At 54.5% G+C, this 20,882-nt stretch carries 17 protein-coding genes; all 17 read left to right on the top strand.

Features of this window, described 5'->3' with window-relative positions:
- The first annotated feature begins 13 nt into the window (after nt 1-13).
- A complete protein-coding gene (gene tsf, locus INF58_RS01055; RefSeq protein ID WP_006810044.1) occupies nt 14-865 on the top strand; it encodes a translation elongation factor Ts in 852 nt (283 codons plus the stop codon).
- 149 nt (nt 866-1,014) lie between these two features.
- The gene (gene pyrH, locus INF58_RS01050; RefSeq protein WP_008501910.1) at nt 1,015-1,740 is read left to right on the top strand and encodes a UMP kinase; all 726 of its coding nucleotides are present in this window, start codon (nt 1,015-1,017) and stop codon (nt 1,738-1,740) included.
- A gap of 167 nt (nt 1,741-1,907) precedes the next feature.
- Nucleotides 1,908-2,465: a ribosome recycling factor gene (frr, locus tag INF58_RS01045; protein ID WP_003856180.1), complete on the top strand. Its 558-nt coding sequence runs from the start codon at nt 1,908-1,910 to the stop codon at nt 2,463-2,465.
- Between the two features lie 92 nt (nt 2,466-2,557).
- Nucleotides 2,558-3,757, top strand: a complete 1,200-nt coding sequence (gene ispC / locus INF58_RS01040) for a 1-deoxy-D-xylulose-5-phosphate reductoisomerase (RefSeq protein ID WP_063450596.1) — start codon at nt 2,558-2,560, stop codon at nt 3,755-3,757.
- 185 nt (nt 3,758-3,942) lie between these two features.
- On the top strand, nt 3,943-4,701 hold the full coding sequence (gene ispU / locus INF58_RS01035) for a (2E,6E)-farnesyl-diphosphate-specific ditrans,polycis-undecaprenyl-diphosphate synthase (RefSeq protein ID WP_003856176.1): 759 nt from the start codon (nt 3,943-3,945) through the stop codon (nt 4,699-4,701).
- A 12-nt stretch (nt 4,702-4,713) separates the two neighbouring features.
- The gene (cdsA, locus tag INF58_RS01030) at nt 4,714-5,571 is read left to right on the top strand and encodes a phosphatidate cytidylyltransferase (protein ID WP_023299368.1); all 858 of its coding nucleotides are present in this window, start codon (nt 4,714-4,716) and stop codon (nt 5,569-5,571) included.
- 11 nt (nt 5,572-5,582) lie between these two features.
- Nucleotides 5,583-6,935, top strand: coding sequence for a sigma E protease regulator RseP (gene rseP / locus INF58_RS01025; protein WP_193526816.1), 1,353 nt, complete (start codon nt 5,583-5,585; stop codon nt 6,933-6,935).
- A 31-nt stretch (nt 6,936-6,966) separates the two neighbouring features.
- The gene (bamA, locus tag INF58_RS01020) at nt 6,967-9,384 is read left to right on the top strand and encodes an outer membrane protein assembly factor BamA (protein ID WP_063450593.1); all 2,418 of its coding nucleotides are present in this window, start codon (nt 6,967-6,969) and stop codon (nt 9,382-9,384) included.
- A gap of 123 nt (nt 9,385-9,507) precedes the next feature.
- Nucleotides 9,508-10,002, top strand: coding sequence for a molecular chaperone Skp (gene skp / locus INF58_RS01015; RefSeq protein WP_006810039.1), 495 nt, complete (start codon nt 9,508-9,510; stop codon nt 10,000-10,002).
- A gap of 3 nt (nt 10,003-10,005) precedes the next feature.
- Nucleotides 10,006-11,031, top strand: coding sequence for a UDP-3-O-(3-hydroxymyristoyl)glucosamine N-acyltransferase (gene lpxD / locus INF58_RS01010; RefSeq protein WP_107534733.1), 1,026 nt, complete (start codon nt 10,006-10,008; stop codon nt 11,029-11,031).
- A gap of 104 nt (nt 11,032-11,135) precedes the next feature.
- The gene (gene fabZ / locus INF58_RS01005) at nt 11,136-11,591 is read left to right on the top strand and encodes a 3-hydroxyacyl-ACP dehydratase FabZ (protein WP_003856165.1); all 456 of its coding nucleotides are present in this window, start codon (nt 11,136-11,138) and stop codon (nt 11,589-11,591) included.
- Nucleotides 11,592-11,594: 3 nt separating this feature from the next.
- Nucleotides 11,595-12,383: an acyl-ACP--UDP-N-acetylglucosamine O-acyltransferase gene (lpxA, locus tag INF58_RS01000; RefSeq protein ID WP_102750363.1), complete on the top strand. Its 789-nt coding sequence runs from the start codon at nt 11,595-11,597 to the stop codon at nt 12,381-12,383.
- Nucleotides 12,383-13,531, top strand: coding sequence for a lipid-A-disaccharide synthase (gene lpxB, locus INF58_RS00995; protein WP_063867503.1), 1,149 nt, complete (start codon nt 12,383-12,385; stop codon nt 13,529-13,531). Before lpxA ends, lpxB begins: the two co-directional genes overlap by 1 nt.
- Nucleotides 13,528-14,124, top strand: a complete 597-nt coding sequence (gene rnhB, locus INF58_RS00990) for a ribonuclease HII (protein ID WP_006810035.1) — start codon at nt 13,528-13,530, stop codon at nt 14,122-14,124. Before lpxB ends, rnhB begins: the two co-directional genes overlap by 4 nt.
- 38 nt (nt 14,125-14,162) lie before the next feature.
- Nucleotides 14,163-17,645: a DNA polymerase III subunit alpha gene (gene dnaE / locus INF58_RS00985; RefSeq protein ID WP_131636709.1), complete on the top strand. Its 3,483-nt coding sequence runs from the start codon at nt 14,163-14,165 to the stop codon at nt 17,643-17,645.
- A 12-nt stretch (nt 17,646-17,657) separates the two neighbouring features.
- A complete protein-coding gene (accA, locus tag INF58_RS00980) occupies nt 17,658-18,617 on the top strand; it encodes an acetyl-CoA carboxylase carboxyl transferase subunit alpha (RefSeq protein ID WP_006810033.1) in 960 nt (319 codons plus the stop codon).
- A gap of 100 nt (nt 18,618-18,717) precedes the next feature.
- Nucleotides 18,718-20,850: a lysine decarboxylase LdcC gene (locus tag INF58_RS00975; protein WP_193526815.1), complete on the top strand. Its 2,133-nt coding sequence runs from the start codon at nt 18,718-18,720 to the stop codon at nt 20,848-20,850.
- Nucleotides 20,851-20,882 lie beyond the last annotated feature (32 nt).

The raw sequence follows: 20,882 nt of genomic DNA, 5'->3' as shown, positions 1-20,882 counted from the left end.
CGAGGATTTAAGAATGGCTGAAATTACCGCATCCCTGGTAAAAGAGCTGCGTGAGCGTACTGGCGCAGGCATGATGGATTGCAAAAAAGCGCTGACCGAAGCGAACGGCGACATCGAGCTGGCAATCGAAAACATGCGTAAATCCGGTGCGATCAAAGCAGCTAAGAAAGCAGGCAACGTGGCTGCTGACGGCGTGATCATCACCAAAATCGACGGCACCTACGGCATCATTCTGGAAGTTAACTGCCAGACTGACTTCGTTGCTAAAGATGCTGGTTTCCAGGCATTTGCTAACAAAGTTCTGGACGCAGCGGTTGCAGGCAAAATCACTGACGTTGAAGTACTGAAAGCACAGTTCGAAGAAGAGCGTGTTGCGCTGGTTGCTAAGATCGGTGAGAACATCAACATCCGTCGCGTTGCTTCCCTGGAAGGTGACGTTCTGGGCTCTTACCAGCACGGCGCGCGTATCGGTGTTCTGGTTGCGGCTAAAGGCGCTGACGAAGAGCTGGTTAAACAGCTGGCAATGCACATCGCTGCAAGCAAGCCAGAATTCGTTAAGCCAGAAGACGTGTCTGCTGAAGTAGTAGAGAAAGAGTACCAGGTTCAGCTGGACATCGCGATGCAGTCCGGTAAGCCAAAAGAAATCGCAGAGAAAATGGTTGAAGGCCGCATGAAGAAATTCACCGGCGAAGTTTCTCTGACTGGCCAGCCTTTCGTTATGGATCCAAGCAAGTCTGTTGCTCAGCTGCTGAAAGAGCACAACGCTGACGTGACTGGCTTCATCCGCTTCGAAGTGGGCGAAGGCATCGAGAAAGTTGAGACTGACTTCGCAGCAGAAGTTGCTGCAATGTCCAAGCAGTCTTAATGATGCAAAAGGAGCCGCCTGAGGGCGGCTTCTTTTTGTCACCCGTCTTACGAAATCAGACAGGCTCCAGTATCGCTGTGCTGATATGCGACATATCATGTCGCCAGAATTAACCCCATCTTAATCGTTGACAGTCTCAGGAAAGAAACATGGCTACCAATGCAAAACCCGTGTACAAACGCATTCTGCTTAAGCTGAGTGGCGAAGCGCTGCAAGGATCGGAAGGCTTCGGTATTGACGCAAGCATCCTTGATCGCATGGCACAGGAAATCAAAGAACTGGTCGAACTGGGTATTCAGGTTGGCGTGGTCATTGGCGGTGGCAACCTTTTCCGTGGTGCTGGTCTGGCGAAAGCGGGGATGAACCGCGTTGTGGGCGACCACATGGGTATGCTGGCAACCGTGATGAATGGCCTGGCGATGCGTGATGCGCTTCATCGCGCCTATGTGAACGCTCGCCTGATGTCCGCGATTCCTTTGAATGGCGTATGCGATAATTACAGCTGGGCAGAGGCCATCAGCCTGCTGCGCAACAACCGCGTGGTGATCCTCTCCGCCGGTACGGGTAACCCGTTCTTTACCACCGATTCCGCTGCCTGCCTGCGCGGTATCGAAATCGAAGCCGATGTGGTGCTGAAAGCGACCAAAGTGGATGGCGTGTTTACTGCCGATCCGGCAAAAGATCCGTCTGCGACCATGTACGATCAGCTGAGCTACAGCGAAGTGCTGGATAAAGAGCTGAAAGTGATGGATCTTGCCGCCTTTACGCTGGCTCGTGACCACAAACTGCCGATTCGTGTCTTCAACATGAACAAGCCTGGCGCGCTGCGTCGCGTTGTTATGGGCGAAAAAGAAGGCACTTTGATCACGGAATAATTTCCGTCGACGATAAATACAGGTAAGATTCCGCTTTACTTTGTAGTGGTATCTTACCTGGACGCGCCTTTGGCGCTGTCATGATTTAAACGCGACTATACTTAGCACACCTGTAGCGCTGTGCTGGCGGATAGTCTGCCTGAGACAAGTTTTCAAGGATTCGTAACGTGATTAACGACATCAGAAAAGATGCTGAAGTACGCATGGACAAATGCGTAGAAGCGTTCAAAAACCAAATCAGCAAAATCCGTACTGGCCGTGCTTCCCCAAGCCTGCTGGATGGCATCATCGTAGAATACTACGGTACGCCAACGCCACTGCGTCAGCTGGCGAGCGTGACGGTAGAAGATACCCGTACCCTGAAAATCAACGTGTTCGATCGCTCGATGAGCCCGGCCGTTGAAAAAGCCATTATGGCATCTGACCTGGGTCTGAACCCAAGCTCAGCGGGCGCGGACATTCGCGTTCCACTGCCTCCGCTGACGGAAGAGCGTCGTAAAGACCTGATCAAAGTCGTGCGTGGTGAAGCTGAGCAGGGTCGCGTTTCCGTACGTAACGTGCGTCGCGATGCGAACGATAAAGTGAAAGCGCTGCTGAAAGAAAAAGAGATTAGCGAAGACGACGATCGTCGTTCACAGGACGACATTCAGAAAATGACCGACGCGGCGATCAAGAAAATTGATGCGGCGCTGGCAGAAAAAGAAGCGGAACTGATGCAGTTCTGATTTTCGCTGTACACTGATAAACGCCGTTCAGAAGGACATTGAGTCTTGCTGGCGGCGTTTTGCTTTTATCTGGTCTAACTTTTGGGCATCTCATGAAGCATCTCACTCTCCTCGGCTCGACTGGCTCTATCGGTTGCAGCACTCTCGACGTTGTTCGTCATAACCCTGACAGCTATACCGTGACCGCTCTCGTGGCCGGAAAAAACGTGCAGCGAATGGTCGAGCAGTGTCTGGAGTTTACCCCCCGTTTTGCGGTGATGGATGATGAAGAGAGCGCCCGGCAGGTGAAAGCGCTGTTACTGGAAAAGGGCAGCCGTACCGAGGTGCTCAGCGGGCAACAGGCCGCCTGCGATATGGCGGCGCTGGATGAGGTTGATCAGGTGATGGCGGCAATCGTCGGGGCGGCGGGTCTTCTGCCGACGCTTGCCGCTATTGATGCGGGAAAAGATGTCCTGCTCGCGAACAAAGAGTCGCTGGTTACCTGCGGACGCCTGTTTATGGAGGCGGTAAAACAGCGTGGGGCGCGTCTATTGCCGGTCGATAGCGAGCACAACGCGATTTTTCAGAGTTTGCCTCAACCTTTTCAGCAGAACCTGGGGTACGCTGACCTCGAGCAGAATGGGGTTGTGTCGATTCTGCTTACCGGGTCTGGTGGCCCGTTCCGTGAAACGCCACTGTCTGAACTGCGCGCAATGACGCCGGATCAGGCGTGTCGCCATCCGAACTGGTCGATGGGGCGTAAGATCTCCGTCGATTCGGCCACCATGATGAATAAAGGTCTGGAATACATTGAAGCTCGCTGGCTGTTTAACGCGTCGGCGAAACAGATGGAAGTACTGATCCACCCGCAGTCGGTGATTCACTCAATGGTGCGCTATCAGGACGGCAGCGTGCTGGCGCAGTTGGGCGAACCGGATATGCGTACGCCTATTGCTCATTCGATGGCGTGGCCAAACCGCGTGAAATCCGGCGTAAAGCCGCTCGACTTTTGCAAGCTGAGTTCACTGACGTTTAGCGAGCCGGATTACGACCGATATCCGTGCCTGAAGCTGGCGATGACGGCGTTCGATCAGGGGCAGGCGGCGACAACAGCGCTTAATGCAGCCAATGAAGTGACCGTTGAAGCCTTTCTGAATCAGCAGATCCGCTTTACTGATATCGCCGCGTTGAATTTAACCGTGCTGGAGATGATGGATCTGCGTGAGCCACAAAGTGTGGAAGAGGTGCTGGCCGTGGATGCACAGGCACGCATTGTTGCGCGTAAACAGGTGACACGTCTCGCAAGCTGGTGATAAAGCAAGCACTAGTCGTCGTGCTATTTGTTAGCGTTGGGCTTCAGTGATATAGTCTGCGCCACCTGATCGCAGGTATTTGGCTTTAAGTGGTCAGGTAAGCCGTGGTTTGACACGGCTTTTTTATGTATAGGCTTCAGTATTCCTGTGTACCGTTAAATCCTTTCAGGGACTAAAAACGCGTTATGTTGTCTGCGAATCAACCAATAAGCGAAAACTTGCCAGCACATGGCTGTCGCCATGTTGCAATCATCATGGATGGCAATGGCCGCTGGGCGAAAAGACAAGGGAAGATACGAGCCTTTGGGCATAAAGCTGGGGCGAAATCTGTTCGCCGCGCCGTTTCTTTTGCCGCCAATAACGGCATTGATGCGTTAACGCTCTATGCTTTTAGTAGTGAAAACTGGAATCGACCTGCGCAGGAAGTGACTGCGTTGATGGAACTGTTTGTGTGGGCGCTCGATAGCGAAGTAAAAAGCCTGCACCGCCACAACGTCCGCCTGCGTATTATTGGCGAAACCAGTCGTTTTAACTCACGTCTACAGGAACGGATTCGCAAAGCAGAGGCGCTGACGGAAAATAATACCGGCCTGACGCTCAATATCGCGGCGAATTACGGCGGACGCTGGGATATTATCCAGGGGGTTCGGCATTTGGCTGAGCAGGTTCAGGAAGGGCTGCTAAGACCCGACCAGATTGATGAAGAGGCGCTGAGTCAGCAAATCTGCATGAATGAACTGGCACCCGTGGATTTGGTTATAAGGACAGGGGGGGAACATCGCATAAGTAACTTTTTGCTGTGGCAAATTGCCTACGCCGAACTTTACTTTACGGATGTTCTTTGGCCAGATTTTGATGAACAAGACTTTGAAGGTGCGCTGCATGCCTTTGCCAATCGAGAGCGTCGTTTCGGCGGCACCGAGCCTGGTGGCGATAACGCCTGATGGGGGTAGCTTTTGCTGAAGTATCGCCTGATTTCCGCTTTTGTATTAATACCCGTCGTTATCGCAGCGCTGTTTTTACTGCCTCCGGTGGGATTCGCTATTGTTACGCTGGTGGTGTGTATGCTCGCCGCGTGGGAATGGGGGCAGCTTAGCGGCTTTACCTCGCGCACTCAGCGGGTATGGCTGGCGGTACTCTGTGGTTTTTTACTGGCCCTGATGCTGTATACCTTGCCTGAATACCATCACGACGTTCACCAGCCGCTGGTGGCCGGATCTTTATGGATATCGCTGGCGTGGTGGATTGCTGCGCTTGTTTTAGTGCTTTTCTATCCGGGCTCTGCGGCAATCTGGCGTAACTCTAAAGTGTTGCGCCTTATTTTTGGCCTGCTCACCATCGTTCCGTTTTTCTGGGGAATGGTTGCGCTGCGCGCCTGGCACTATGACGAAAACCACTACAGCGGCGCGATATGGCTGCTTTATGTCATGATTCTCGTCTGGGGGGCTGACTCCGGGGCCTATATGTTTGGTAAACTGTTTGGCAAACATAAGCTGGCGCCAAAAGTTTCCCCAGGTAAAACCTGGCAAGGCTTCATCGGCGGCCTGTTTACGGCGGCGATCATCTCCTGGGGCTATGGCGTCTGGGCGAATCTTGAGGTTGCCCCCTCAACGCTGCTGATATGTTCGATTTTCGCGGCGCTGGCATCGGTACTGGGTGATTTAACCGAGAGTATGTTTAAGCGTGAAGCAGGGATTAAGGACAGTGGTCACCTGATTCCAGGACACGGCGGAATACTGGATCGCATTGACAGCCTGACAGCGGCTGTTCCAGTGTTTGCTTGCCTGCTTTTACTGGTGTTTGGGACGATATAACGGAAGGTTTTATGCTGAGCATTCTCTGGAATCTGGCGGCGTTCATTGTTGCACTGGGTGTACTGATTACCGTGCATGAATTTGGCCATTTCTGGGTTGCCCGGCGCTGTGGTGTGCGGGTAGAGCGATTCTCGATTGGCTTTGGCAAATCGCTCTGGAAGCGCACCGATAAGCATGGCACCGAGTTTGTCATTGCTCTGATTCCTCTGGGCGGCTACGTCAAAATGCTCGACGAACGCGTTGAGCCCGTCGCCCCGGAACTTCGACATAGCGCGTTTAACAACAAAACGGTTGGACAACGTGCTGCCATCATCGCTGCCGGCCCGGTAGCCAATTTCATCTTTGCTATCTTCGCCTACTGGCTGGTGTTTATCATCGGCGTGCCTGGCGTGCGCCCGGTTGTGGGCGAAATCACCACGGGTTCCATTGCGGCAACCGCGCAAATTGCACCGGGAATGGAACTTAAAGCGATTGATGGTATCGAAACCCCTGATTGGGATGCCGTGAGGTTACAACTGGTCGCCAAAATCGGTGATGAGCAGACAACCGTCAGCGTATCGCCTTTTGGTTCCGACCAGCGGCAGGAAAAAGTGCTGGATTTACGCCACTGGCGCTTTGAGCCTGATAAAGAAGATCCCGTCGCCGCGCTGGGGATTCGTCCGCGCGGCGCGCAGATCGAGCCGGTGTTAGCCGAAGTACAGTCTCATTCGGCGGCAAGTAAAGCAGGTTTACAAGCGGGTGACAGGATCGTTAAAGTCGATGGTCAACCATTAACACAATGGATGACCTTTGTTACTCTGGTGCGCGATAATCCAGGCACGCTGCTCGCGCTGGAAGTGGAAAGGCAGGGGAGTTCGCTCTCGCTGACCCTCACCCCGGATACGAAATCGGGCGGCGGTAAGGCGGAAGGGTTTGCCGGCGTTGTGCCGAAAGTGATCCCACTGCCAGATGAGTACAAGACAATACGCCAGTATGGGCCGTTTAGCGCCATCGTTGAGGCCACGGATAAAACATGGCAGCTGATGAAGCTAACGGTCAACATGTTGGGGAAATTGATAACCGGTGATGTCAAACTGAACAACCTCAGTGGGCCAATTTCGATTGCTCAGGGGGCTGGGATGTCAGCGGAGTTCGGGGTGATTTACTATCTCATGTTCCTTGCGCTGATTAGCGTGAACCTGGGGATAATCAACCTGTTCCCGCTTCCCGTATTAGATGGGGGCCATCTGCTGTTTTTAGCGATTGAAAAGCTAAAAGGCGGACCGGTATCCGAGCGAGTTCAAGACTTTAGTTATCGCATTGGCTCGATTTTGCTGGTGCTGTTAATGGGGCTTGCACTTTTCAATGATTTCTCTCGGTTGTAAGAGAGTTAGTTAGGAAGAACGCATAATAACGATGGCGATGAAAAAGTTGCTCATAGCGTCGCTGCTGTTTAGCAGCGCGACCGTATACGGTGCTGACGGGTTCGTAGTGAAAGATATTCATTTCGAAGGCCTTCAGCGTGTCGCCGTTGGTGCGGCCCTCCTCAGTATGCCTGTGCGCCCCGGCGATACGGTTAATGATGAAGATATCAGTAACACCATCCGTGCTCTGTTTGCCACCGGCAACTTTGAGGACGTCCGCGTCCTGCGCGATGGTGATACGCTGGTGGTTCAGGTAAAAGAACGTCCAACGATTGCCAGCATCACTTTCTCCGGTAACAAGTCGGTGAAAGATGACATGCTCAAGCAGAACCTTGAGGCATCGGGTGTTCGTGTGGGGGAATCTCTGGACCGCACAACGCTTGCAGACATTGAAAAAGGTCTGGAAGACTTCTACTACAGCGTCGGTAAGTACAGCGCGAGCGTGAAAGCGGTTGTCACTCCGCTGCCGCGTAACCGCGTTGACCTGAAGCTGGTCTTCCAGGAAGGTGTTTCTGCGAAGATCCAGCAGATCAACATCGTGGGTAACCACGCCTTCAGCACCGACGAACTGATCTCCAACTTCCAGCTGCGTGACGAAGTGCCGTGGTGGAACGTGGTGGGCGATCGTAAATACCAGAAACAGAAGCTGGCGGGTGACCTTGAAACCCTGCGTAGCTACTACCTGGATCGCGGTTACGCCCGTTTCAACATCGATTCAACTCAGGTGAGTCTGACTCCGGACAAGAAAGGTATCTATATTACCGTTAACATCACAGAAGGCGATAAGTACACGCTTTCAGGTGTAGAAGTCAGCGGCAACCTGGCAGGGCATTCAGCTGAAATTGAATCTCTGACCAAAATTCAGCCGGGCGATCTGTACAGCGGTTCTAAAGTGACCAAAATGGAAGACAGCATTAAGAAGCTGCTCGGCCGTTATGGTTATGCGTATCCGCGCGTGCAAACGCAGCCGGAAATTAACGACACGGATAAAACCGTTAAGCTTCACGTTAACGTTGATGCGGGCAACCGTTTCTACGTGCGTAAGATCCGCTTCGAAGGTAATGACACCTCCAAAGATTCCGTTCTGCGCCGTGAAATGCGCCAGATGGAAGGGGCATGGCTGGGAAGCGATCTGGTAGACCAGGGTAAAGAGCGTCTGAACCGTCTGGGCTACTTCGAAACGGTCGATACCGATACGCAGCGTGTACCGGGTCGTCCGGATCAGGTGGATGTTGTTTATAAAGTTAAAGAACGTAATACCGGTAGCTTCAACTTTGGTATTGGTTACGGTACTGAAAGTGGCGTGAGCTTCCAGGTTGGCGTTCAGCAGGATAACTGGCTGGGTACAGGCTACTCTGTCGGAATCAACGGGACGAAAAACGATTACCAGACCTATTCTGAGTTCTCCGTGACTAACCCATACTTCACCGTTGACGGTGTAAGCCTGGGCGGTCGTATCTTCTATAACGACTTTAAAGCGGACGACGCGGACCTCTCCTCGTATACCAACAAGAGTTACGGTCTGGATGGTACGCTCGGCTTCCCGGTTAACGAATACAACACCCTGCGTGCAGGTTTAGGGTACGTGCATAACGACCTGTCCAACATGCAACCGCAGGTGGCGATGTGGCGTTATCTGGATTCCATCGGCCAGTCGGCGAGTACGTCCAGCGATGACAACGGTTTCGCTGCGGATGACTTCACCTTCAACTACGGTTGGACCTATAACCGTCTTGACCGTGGCTTCTTCCCAACGGAAGGTTCACGTGTCAACCTGAACGGTAAAGTGACGATCCCGGGCTCCGATAACGAGTTCTATAAGGTCACGCTGGATACGGCGTCCTACTTCCCAATTGATGACGACCACAAGTGGGTCGTGCTGGGTCGTACCCGCTGGGGCTATGGTGACGGTATCGGAAGCAAAGAGCTGCCGTTCTATGAGAACTTCTACGCCGGTGGTTCAAGCACCGTTCGTGGCTTCCAGTCCAATAACATTGGTCCGAAAGCGGTTTACTACGGCGGTAATGACGAAGATAACTGCGCAAGCCGCGATCCGAAACAGGTCTGTAGCTCTGATGATGCGGTAGGCGGTAACGCCATGGCCGTGGCGAGCCTTGAGTTCATCACGCCGACGCCGTTTATCAGCGATAAGTACGCGAACTCTGTCCGTACCTCCTTCTTTATGGATGCAGGTACGGTGTGGGATACCAACTGGGAGAACACCGCCCAGATGCGTGCAGCGGGCGTTCCGGACTATAGCGATCCGGGCAACATTCGCATGTCCGCAGGTATCGCATTACAATGGATGTCACCGCTGGGGCCGTTGGTCTTCTCTTACGCCCAGCCGTTTAAGAAATACGATGGAGACAAAGCGGAGCAGTTCCAGTTTAACATTGGTAAAACCTGGTAATAATCCGCTGCAATGGAATGCGTTGGCAGTGTAGCGCTGACAACCGGCGATCGGTAAAACGGTCGCCTTGCCACGCAAAGAACGGCACCCCACGGGTGCCAATGGGATGGTAAGGAGTTAATTGTGAAAAAGTGGTTATTAGCTGCAGGTCTCGGTTTAGCGATGGCAACTTCTGCTCAGGCAGCGGACAAAATTGCAATCGTCAACATGGGTAATTTGTTCCAGCAGGTCGCGCAGAAAACCGGTGTTTCTGCAACTCTGGAAAACGAATTCAAAGGCCGTGCGAGCGAACTGCAACGTATGGAAGGTGATCTTCAGTCCAAGATGCAGCGTTTACAGCGTGATGGTTCTACCATGAAAGCGAGCGAGCGCAGCAAACTGGAAAAAGACGTCATGTCTCAGCGCCAGACCTTCTCTCAGAAAGCGCAGGCTTTCGAGCAGGATCGTCAGCGTCGTTCTAACGAAGAGCGTGGCAAGCTGGTGACTCGCATTCAGTCTGCCGTTAAAGCAGTAGCAGCCGATCAGAGCATCGATCTGGTTGTTGATGCGAACGCCGTTGCATTCAACAGCAGCGATGTTAAAGACATCACCGCTGATGTTCTGAAACAGGTTAAATAAGTAATGCCTTCAATTCGACTGGCTGATTTAGCTCAGCAGTTGGATGCAGAATTACACGGTGATGGCGATATCGTCATCACCGCTGTTGCGTCCATGCAATCAGCTAAAGCAGGCACTATTACCTTCATGGTAAGCCCTAAGTACCGTGAACACCTGGCCCAGTGCCAGGCGTCTGCCGTTGTTCTGACGCAGGACGATCTTCCGTTTGCCGCTTGCGCTGCGCTGGTAGTGAAAAATCCCTACCTGACGTATGCACGTATGGCCCAAATTCTTGATACCACGCCGCAGCCGGCACAGAACATTGCAGCCAGTGCTGCGATTGATCCGACGGCGCAGTTGGGTAACAACGTAGCAGTCGGCGCAAACGCCGTTATTGAGTCCGGCGTTGTGCTGGGCGATAACGTGGTGATTGGCCCTGGCTGCTTTGTTGGAAAAAATACGAAAATTGGCGCAGGGACTCGTCTGTGGGCCAATGTTTCTGTCTACCATGAGGTTGAGATTGGCGAGCATTGTCTCGTTCAGTCCAGCACGGTGATTGGTTCTGATGGATTTGGTTACGCCAACGATCGGGGTAACTGGGTTAAGATCCCTCAGCTGGGTCGCGTGATTATTGGCGATCGCGTTGAGATCGGCGCGTGCACAACCATTGACCGTGGTGCGCTTGACGACACCATTATTGGTAACGGTGTTATCATTGATAACCAGTGCCAGATTGCACATAACGTTGTGATTGGCGACAATACCGCAGTTGCGGGTGGTGTTATCATGGCAGGCAGCCTGAAAATTGGCCGCTACTGCATGATTGGCGGTGCCAGCGTGATCAATGGCCATATGGAAATATGCGACAAAGTCACGGTGACGGGGATGGGCATGGTGATGCGTCCCATCACTGAGCCCGGCGTTTACTCCTCGGGTATACCGCTGCAACCGAACAAGGTCTGGCGTAAAACAGCTGCTCTGGTGATGAATATTGATGATATGAGCAAGCGACTCAAAGCGATTGAGCGCAAAATCGATCAACAAGACTAAGCGTTCATCCGTTTAACGCTAAATTTCCCGGCCTGTCGGCTTTGTTTATAAACCGGCAGGCCGTGTTATTATTGCTACTTAGTACATTTGACAGGAAGAGTATTTTGACTACTGACACTCATACTCTGCATATTGAAGAGATTTTAGAACTTCTGCCGCACCGCTACCCGTTTTTGCTGGTAGACCGTGTGCTGGATTTTGAAGAAGGTCGTTTTCTGCGCGCAGTGAAAAATGTCTCCGTTAACGAGCCGTTCTTCCAGGGGCACTTCCCTGGTAAGCCTATCTTCCCGGGTGTGTTGATCCTGGAAGCGATGGCACAGGCTACTGGTATTCTGGCGTTTAAAAGCGTAGGTAAACTGGAGCCGGGTGAACTCTATTACTTCGCGGGTATCGATGAAGCGCGCTTCAAGCGTCCGGTCGTGCCTGGTGATCAAATGATCATGGAAGTCACTTTTGAAAAAACGCGTCGCGGCCTGACTCGCTTTAAAGGCGTAGCTATGGTTGACGGCAAAGTTGTTTGCGAAGCGACAATGATGTGTGCGCGTAGCCGGGAGGCCTGATACGTGATTGATAAATCCGCCTTTATTCATCCTACCGCCATTGTGGAAACGGGTGCCATTATTGGCGCAAACGTCCACATTGGCCCGTTTTGTATCGTTGGACCCCAAGTCGAAATTGGTGAGGGTACAGTACTGAAATCTCACGTTGTGGTGAATGGTCATACGACCATTGGCTGCAATAATGAGATCTATCAGTTCGCCTCCATCGGCGAAGTTAACCAGGATCTTAAGTATGCTGGCGAACCGACCCGTGTGGAAATCGGCGATCGTAACCGCATTCGCGAAAGCGTCACCATTCATCGTGGTACAACGCAAGGCGGTGGATTGACGAAGGTGGGCAGCGACAACCTGTTTATGGTTAATGCGCATATTGCACATGACTGTACCGTGGGTGACCGCTGTATTCTCGCCAACAACGCAACGCTGGCGGGACACGTATCGGTTGATGACTTCGCAATTATCGGCGGCATGACCGCAGTCCATCAGTTCTGCATCATTGGTGCACACGTGATGGTTGGCGGATGCTCCGGTGTGGCGCAGGACGTCCCACCGTTTGTGATTGCGCAGGGCAACCATGCCACGCCGTTTGGCGTGAACATCGAAGGCCTCAAGCGTCGTGGCTTCAGCCGCGAAGCGATTACAGCGATCCGCAACGCGTACAAATTGCTGTACCGTAGCGGTAAAACGCTGGAAGAGGCGAAGCCGGAAATTGCCGAACTGGCGAATAAGCACGATGAAGTGAAGGCGTTCATGGAATTCTTTGAACGTTCCACGCGTGGTCTGATTCGTTAATGGTCGACAGTCGTCCGCTTACCATCGCCCTGGTCGCCGGAGAAACCTCCGGCGATATTCTTGGTGCAGGTCTTATCCGCGCGCTGAAAGCCCGCGTACCCAACGCCCGCTTTGTTGGCGTGGCTGGTCCGCTGATGCAGGCCGAGGGCTGTGAAGCCTGGTACGAAATGGAAGAGCTGGCCGTGATGGGCATCGTCGAGGTGCTGGGGCGCCTGCGTCGTCTGCTGCATATCCGCGCCGATCTTACCCGCCGTTTTACCGACCTCAAACCCGATGTGTTTGTCGGTATTGATGCGCCTGATTTCAATATTACCCTTGAAGGGAACCTGAAAAAGCAGGGTATCAAAACTATCCATTACGTCAGTCCGTCCGTCTGGGCGTGGCGACAGAAACGCGTTTTCAAAATCGGACGGTCCACCAATCTGGTGTTGGCTTTTCTGCCTTTCGAAAAAGCGTTTTACGACAGATTTAACGTCCCGTGCCGTTTTATCGGCCATACCATGGCGGATGCCATGCCGCTGGATCCGGATAAAAACGCCGCGCGTGACGAGCTGGGCATCCCGCACGATGTTCACTGTCTGGCGCTGCTGCCGGGAAGCCGGGGCGCAGAAGTGGAAATGCTCAGCGCTGATTTCCTGAAAACGGCGCAAATTCTTCGCAAGACTTACCCCGATCTTGAAGTGGTGGTGCCGCTGGTGAATGCCAAACGCCGCGAGCAGTTTGAGCGTATCAAAGCCGACGTTGCTCCGGATCTTCACGTTCGCCTGTTGGACGGGAAAGGGCGTGAGGCCATGTTTGCGAGCGATGCCGCGCTGCTGGCTTCCGGCACGGCTGCGCTGGAGTGTATGCTGGCAAAATGCCCAATGGTGGTCGGTTATCGCATGAAGCCGTTTACCTTCTGGCTGGCAAAACGTCTGGTAAAAACGGATTACGTATCTCTGCCAAACCTGCTTGCGGGTCGCGAGCTGGTGAAAGAGCTCTTGCAGGATGAATGCCAGCCGCAGGCACTGGCAGATGCATTACTGCCGCTGCTGGCCAACGGTAAAACCAGCCACCAGATGCACGATACGTTCCGTGAGCTGCATCAACTGATCCGCTGTAATGCTGATGAGCAGGCAGCCGATGCGGTGCTGGAGTTAGCACAATGATGGAATTTATCTATCCCCATACCCACCTTGTTGCCGGTGTAGATGAAGTTGGTCGTGGCCCGTTAGTGGGTGCGGTCGTGACCGCGGCGGTGATCCTCGATCCCGCCCGCCCAATCGTGGGCCTGAACGACTCGAAAAAACTGAGCGAAAAGCGTCGCCTGGCGCTGTTCGATGAAATTAAAGAGAAGGCGCTGGCCTGGAGTCTCGGGCGCGCAGAGCCGGAAGAGATCGACGATCTGAACATTCTGCATGCCACCATGCTGGCGATGCAGCGTGCCGTTGCGGGCCTGAAGATTGTGCCTGAGTATGTGCTGATTGACGGTAACCGTTGCCCGGCGCTGCCGATGCCTTCAATGGCTGTTGTTAAAGGCGATAGCCGCGTCGCAGAAATCAGCGCGGCGTCAATCATTGCCAAAGTGACGCGCGACGCCGAAATGGCCGCGCTGGACCTCACCTATCCCGCGTATGGTTTCGCCCAGCATAAGGGATATCCAACGGCTTTCCATCTGGAAAAGCTGGCTGAACATGGCGCAACTGAACATCATCGGCGCAGTTTTGGCCCGGTGAAACGCGCGCTGGGACTGGTGTCCTGAATCAAGACGCAAGCAATTAAGTAACGCGGGATTTGAAGATGGCTGAACCACGTTTCGTACACCTGCGGGTGCATAGCGACTACTCCATGATCGATGGGCTGGCTAAGACCGGGCCGCTGGTAAAAAAGGCGGCCTCGCTTGGCATGCCTGCGCTGGCGATCACCGATTTTACCAACCTGTGTGGCCTGGTGAAGTTCTACGGAACGGCGCATGGCGCAGGATTAAAGCCCATCGTCGGCGCGGATTTTCACGTGCAGAGCGACCTGCTCGGCGATGAGATGACGCAAATATCCGTGTTAGCCATGAATAACACGGGTTATCAGAACCTCACTCTGCTGATTTCAAAAGCGTACCAGCGCGGCTACGGTGCGCTGGGTCCGTGGATTGACCGCGACTGGCTGGCGGAGCTGAACGAAGGCCTGCTGCTGATCTCCGGCGGCCGTATGGGCGATGTCGGCAAAAGCCTGCTGCGCGGTAACAGCGCGCTGGTGGATCAGTGCGTCTCGTTCTACGAAGAGTATTTCCCGGATCGCTATTATCTGGAGCTGATCCGCACCGGGCGCGCAGACGAAGAGAGCTATCTGCATGCGGCGGTCGCCCTCGCGGAAGCGCGTGGCCTGCCTGTGGTGGCCACCAACGACGTGCGCTTCCTCGAGGCGGGCGATTTTGACGCGCACGAAATCCGCGTTGCGATCCACGACGGCTTTACCCTCGACGATCCGAAACGCCCGCGCAACTACTCCTCGCAGCAGTACATGCGCAGCGAAGAAGAGATGTGCGAGCTTTTCTCGGACATCCCGGAAGCGCTGGAAAACAGCGTAGAAATTGCCAAGCGCTGTAACGTCACCGTACGTCTCGGCGAATACTTCCTGCCGCAGTTCCCGACGGGCGACATGACCACGGAAGATTTCCTGGTCATGAAATCGAAAGAGGGCCTTGAAGAGCGTCTGGAATTCCTCTTCCCGGATGAAGCGGTCCGTAAAGAGAAGCGTCCTGAATATGACGAGCGTCTGGATATTGAGCTCCAGGTGATCAACCAGATGGGGTTCCCGGGCTACTTCCTGATCGTGATGGAGTTCATCCAGTGGTCGAAGGATAACGGCGTGCCGGTAGGCCCGGGCCGTGGTTCCGGTGCCGGCTCGCTGGTGGCGTATGCGCTGAAAATCACCGACCTCGATCCGCTGGAATTTGACCTGCTGTTCGAACGTTTCCTTAACCCGGAACGTGTCTCCATGCCCGACTTCGACGTCGACTTCTGCATGGAAAAACGCGACCAGGTGATTGAGCACGTGGCCGATATGTACGGTCGTGATGCGGTTTCGCAGATCATTACCTTCGGTACGATGGCGGCGAAAGCGGTTATCCGCGACGTGGGCCGCGTGCTGGGCCACCCGTACGGTTTCGTCGATCGTATCTCGAAGCTGGTGCCGCCCGATCCGGGCATGACCCTGGCGAAAGCCTTTGAAGCCGAACCTCAGCTGCCGGAAATCTACGACGCCGACGAAGAGGTGAAAGCGCTCATCGACATGGCGCGCAAGCTCGAAGGCGTGACGCGAAATGCCGGTAAGCATGCGGGGGGCGTGGTTATCGCCCCGACCAAAATCACTGATTTTGCGCCGCTGTACTGCGACGAAGCGGGCCAGCATCCGGTAACCCAGTTCGACAAGAACGACGTGGAATACGCCGGGCTGGTGAAGTTCGACTTCCTCGGCCTGCGTACGCTCACCATCATCAACTGGGCGCTGGAGATGATCAACGCCCGCCGTGAGAAGAACGGCGAGCCGCCGCTGGATATCGCGGCTATCCCGCTTGATGACAAGAAAAGTTTCGACATGCTGCAACGCTCGGAGACGACAGCCGTCTTCCAGCTTGAATCCCGCGGCATGAAAGATTTGATTAAGCGTCTGCAACCAGACTGCTTCGAAGATATGATTGCGCTGGTGGCCCTGTTCCGTCCGGGCCCGTTGCAGTCGGGGATGGTGGATAACTTCATCGACCGTAAACACGGGCGCGAAGAGATTTCCTACCCGGACGTGCAGTGGCAGCATGAAAGCCTGAAACCGGTACTGGAGCCGACCTACGGCATCATCCTTTATCAGGAACAGGTTATGCAGATCGCCCAGGTGCTTTCTGGTTACACCCTTGGCGGCGCGGACATGCTGCGTCGTGCGATGGGTAAGAAAAAGCCGGAAGAGATGGCCAAGCAGCGTTCCATCTTTGAAGACGGGGCGAAGAAAAACGGCGTCGATGGCGAACTGGCGATGAAAATCTTCGACCTGGTGGAGAAATTCGCCGGGTACGGATTTAACAAATCCCACTCCGCCGCCTATGCTTTGGTGTCGTATCAAACGCTGTGGCTCAAGGCCCACTATCCCGCTGAGTTTATGGCGGCGGTCATGACCGCCGATATGGACAACACCGAGAAGGTGGTTGGCCTGGTGGACGAGTGCTGGCGCATGGGGCTGAAGATCCTGCCGCCGGATATTAACTCGGGTCTGTACCATTTCCACGTTAACGATGACGGGGAAATCGTCTACGGGATCGGCGCGATCAAGGGCGTGGGTGAGGGGCCGATCGAGGCGATCATCGAAGCGCGTAACAACGGCGGCTATTTCCGCGAACTGTTCGATCTGTGCGCCCGTACCGATACCAAAAAACTGAACCGCCGCGTGCTGGAAAAACTGATCATGTCCGGCGCGTTTGACAGGCTGGGGCCACACCGCGCCGCGCTGATGAACTCGCTCGGCGATGCGTTGAAGGCGGCCGATCAGCATGCGAAAGCGGAAGCCATTGGCCAGGCGGATATGTTCGGCGTGCTGGCGGAAGAGCCAGAGCAGATCGAGCAGTCCTATTCCAACTGCCAGCCGTGGCCAGAACAGGTAGTGCTGGATGGAGAGCGGGAAACGTTAGGTCTGTACCTGACGGGGCACCCGATCAACCAGTATCTTAAAGAAATTGAGCGCTATGTCGGCGGCCACAGGCTTAAAGACATGCATCCGACAGAACGTGGTAAAATCACCACGGCTGCGGGGCTCGTGATTGCTGCAAGGGTAATGGTCACCAAGCGCGGCAATCGTATCGGCATCTGTACCCTGGATGACCGTTCCGGGCGTCTGGAGGTGATGTTGTTCACCGACGCGCTGGATAAATACCAGCAATTGCTGGAAAAAGACCGCATACTTATCGTCAGCGGACAGGTCAGCTTTGATGACTTCAGCGGGGGGCTTAAAATGACCGCCCGCGAAGTGATGGACATTGACGAAGCCCGGGAAAAATATGCTCGCGGGCTTGCTATCTCGCTGACGGACAGGCAAATTGATGACCAGCTTTTAAACCGACTCCGTCAGTCTCTGGAACCCCACCGCTCGGGGACCATTCCAGTACATCTCTACTATCAGAGGGCGGATGCACGTGCGCGGTTGCGCTTTGGTGCAACGTGGCGTGTCTCTCCGAGCGATCGTTTACTGAACGATCTCCGTGGCCTCATTGGTTCGGAGCAGGTGGAACTGGAGTTTGACTAATACAGGAATACTATGAGTCTGAATTTCCTTGATTTCGAACAGCCGATTGCAGAGCTGGAAGCGAAAATCGATTCTCTGACAGCAGTTAGCCGTCAGGATGAAAAACTGGATATTAACATCGACGAAGAAGTGCATCGTCTGCGCGAAAAAAGCGTAGAGCTGACGCGCAAAATCTTTGCCGATCTCGGCGCATGGCAGATCGCCCAGCTGGCGCGTCATCCACAGCGTCCGTACACCCTGGATTATGTCCGCCTGGCGTTTGACGAATTTGACGAACTGGCAGGCGACCGCGCATACGCTGACGATAAAGCTATCGTTGGCGGTATCGCGCGTCTGGATGGACGTCCGGTGATGATCATTGGTCACCAGAAAGGCCGTGAAACCAAAGAGAAGATCCGTCGTAACTTCGGTATGCCAGCACCAGAAGGCTACCGTAAGGCCCTGCGTCTGATGGAGATGGCTGAGCGTTTCAATATGCCAATCATCACCTTCATCGACACGCCGGGAGCTTACCCGGGTGTTGGCGCGGAAGAGCGCGGTCAGTCTGAAGCCATCGCACGCAACCTGCGTGAGATGTCTCGCCTGAGCGTACCGGTCATCTGTACCGTTATCGGTGAGGGGGGGTCCGGCGGTGCGCTGGCAATTGGCGTGGGCGATAAAGTGAATATGCTTCAGTACAGCACCTATTCCGTTATCTCTCCGGAAGGCTGTGCCTCCATTCTGTGGAAAAGCGCCGACAAAGCGCCGCTGGCTGCGGAAGCGATGGGCATCATTGCCCCGCGTCTGAAAGAGCTGAAGCTGATCGACACCGTCATCCCTGAACCGCTGGGTGGCGCACACCGTAAGCCAGAAGTGATGGCCGCGTCCCTGAAAGCGCAGCTGCTGGCAGACCTGGCGGACCTGGACGTGCTGAGCAAAGAAGATCTGCTCAACCGTCGTTACCAGCGTCTGATGACCTACGGTTACGCATAAGCCTCACAATTATCCTAAAAGCCGCACATTGTTGCGGCTTTTTTTATACCTGCCGTTTACCTTAACTATGCTTATCTGATGTTTTTCAAGGAGGTAAACCATGAACATCATCGCCATCATGGGGCCACACGGCGTCTTTTATAAAGACGAACCCATCAAGGAACTTGAACAGGCCCTTAAGGCACGCGGTTATCAGCTGATCTGGCCGCAAAACAGCGCCGACCTGCTGAAATTCATCGAACATAATCCGCGCATCTGTGGCGTGATATTCGACTGGGACGAATACGACATGGAGTTGTGCAGCGAGATCAATAAGCTCAACGAATATCTTCCGCTGTATGCCTTTATCAACACCCACTCGACCATGGACGTGAGCGCGCACGATATGCGCATGGCGCTGTGGTTCTTCGAGTACGCGCTCGGCGTGGCTGAGGACATTGCGACCCGTATTCAGCAGTACACCGGTGAATATCTGGATAACATCACGCCGCCGTTTACGCGCGCGTTGTTCACCTATGTGAAAGAAGGAAAGTACACCTTCTGTACGCCAGGCCATATGGCGGGGACGGCCTATCAAAAAAGCCCGGTAGGGTGCCTGTTCTACGATTTCTTTGGCGGCAATACGCTGAAGGCGGATGTGTCGATTTCAGTGACCGAGCTGGGCTCGCTGCTGGATCATACCGGCCCGCATCTGGAAGCTGAAGAGTACATCGCCCGCACCTTTGGCGCCGAGCAAAGCTACATGGTGACCAACGGTACCTCGACGTCGAACAAAATCGTCGGGATGTACGCCGCGCCTGCCGGCAGCACGTTGCTGATTGACCGGAACTGCCACAAGTCGCTGGCGCATTTGCTGATGATGAGTGACGTGGTGCCGCTCTGGCTGTCGCCCACACGTAACGCGCTGGGAATTCTCGGCGGCATTCCTCGTCGCGAGTTCACCCATGCCGCCATCGAAAATAAGGTCGCGGCGACCCCTGAGGCAAGCTGGCCCGTGCACGCGGTGATCACCAACTCCACCTATGACGGGCTGCTGTATAACACTAACTGGATCAAGCAGACGCTGGACGTGCCGTCGATCCACTTTGATTCCGCGTGGGTGCCTTATACCAACTTCCATCCGATTTACTCGGGGAAAAGCGGGATGAGCGGCGAGCGCGTGCCGGGCAAGGTCTTTTTCGAAACGCAGTCGACGCACAAAATGCTGGCCGCGTTTTCCCAGGCGTCTCTCATTCACATCAAGGGCGAGTACGACGAGGATACCTTCAACGAAGCCTTTATGATGCACACCACCACCTCACCGAGCTATCCGCTGGTGGCGTCCATCGAAACGGCGGCGGCGATGCTGCGCGGAAATCCGGGTAAACGCCTGATCAACCGTTCGGTGGAGCGGGCGCTGCATTTCCGCAAAGAAGTTCAGCGGCTTAAAGATGAAGCGGACGGCTGGTTCTTTGATATCTGGCAGCCTGAAGAGATCGACGAGGCGGAGTGCTGGCCCGTCTCGCCGGGGGAAAGCTGGCACGGCTTCCGGGATGCCGATGCGGACCATATGTTCCTCGATCCGGTTAAGGTGACGATCCTGACGCCGGGCATGGACGAGCAGGGCGTGATGGGCGAGGAGGGGATCCCCGCCGCGCTGGTGGCGAAGTTCCTCGACGAGCGCGGCGTGGTGGTGGAAAAAACCGGCCCTTACAATCTGCTGTTCCTGTTCAGTATCGGGATCGATAAAACCCGGGCAATGGGGCTGCTCCGCGGGCTGATGGAGTTCAAGCGCGCGTACGATCTGAACCTGCGGGTGAAGAACATGCTGCCGGATCTCTATGCGGAAGATCCTGACTTTTACCGCACTATGCGCATTCAGGATCTGGCGCAGGGGATCCACAGGCTGATCCGCCAGCACGATCTGCCGCGCCTGATGCTCCAGGCTTTTGACGTGCTGCCGGAAATGAAGCTGACGCCGCACAAGGCGTGGCAGCAGCAGGTGAAAGGGGAGGTGGAAACCGTTGAGCTGGAGAACCTGGTGGGACGGGTATCGGCCAACATGATCCTGCCTTATCCGCCGGGCGTGCCGCTGCTGATGCCGGGCGAGATGATCACCGAGAAGAGCCGGTCAGTGCTCGACTTCCTGCTGATGCTCTGTTCGGTGGGGCGCCACTATCCGGGCTTTGAGACGGATATTCACGGCGCGAAACGCGATGATAACGGCGTGTACTGGGTGAGAGTCCTAAAATAAAAGGGGCCGCTTGCCAGGGGCCAGCTGTCGGT

Origin of the sequence: Enterobacter cloacae complex sp. P24RS (assembly GCF_014982165.1) — a bacterium.
Taxonomy (GTDB): Bacteria; Pseudomonadota; Gammaproteobacteria; order Enterobacterales; family Enterobacteriaceae; genus Enterobacter; species Enterobacter quasihormaechei.
Note: the sequence above shows the minus strand (reverse complement) of the source record. Positions and strands in the feature narration are given on the sequence as shown.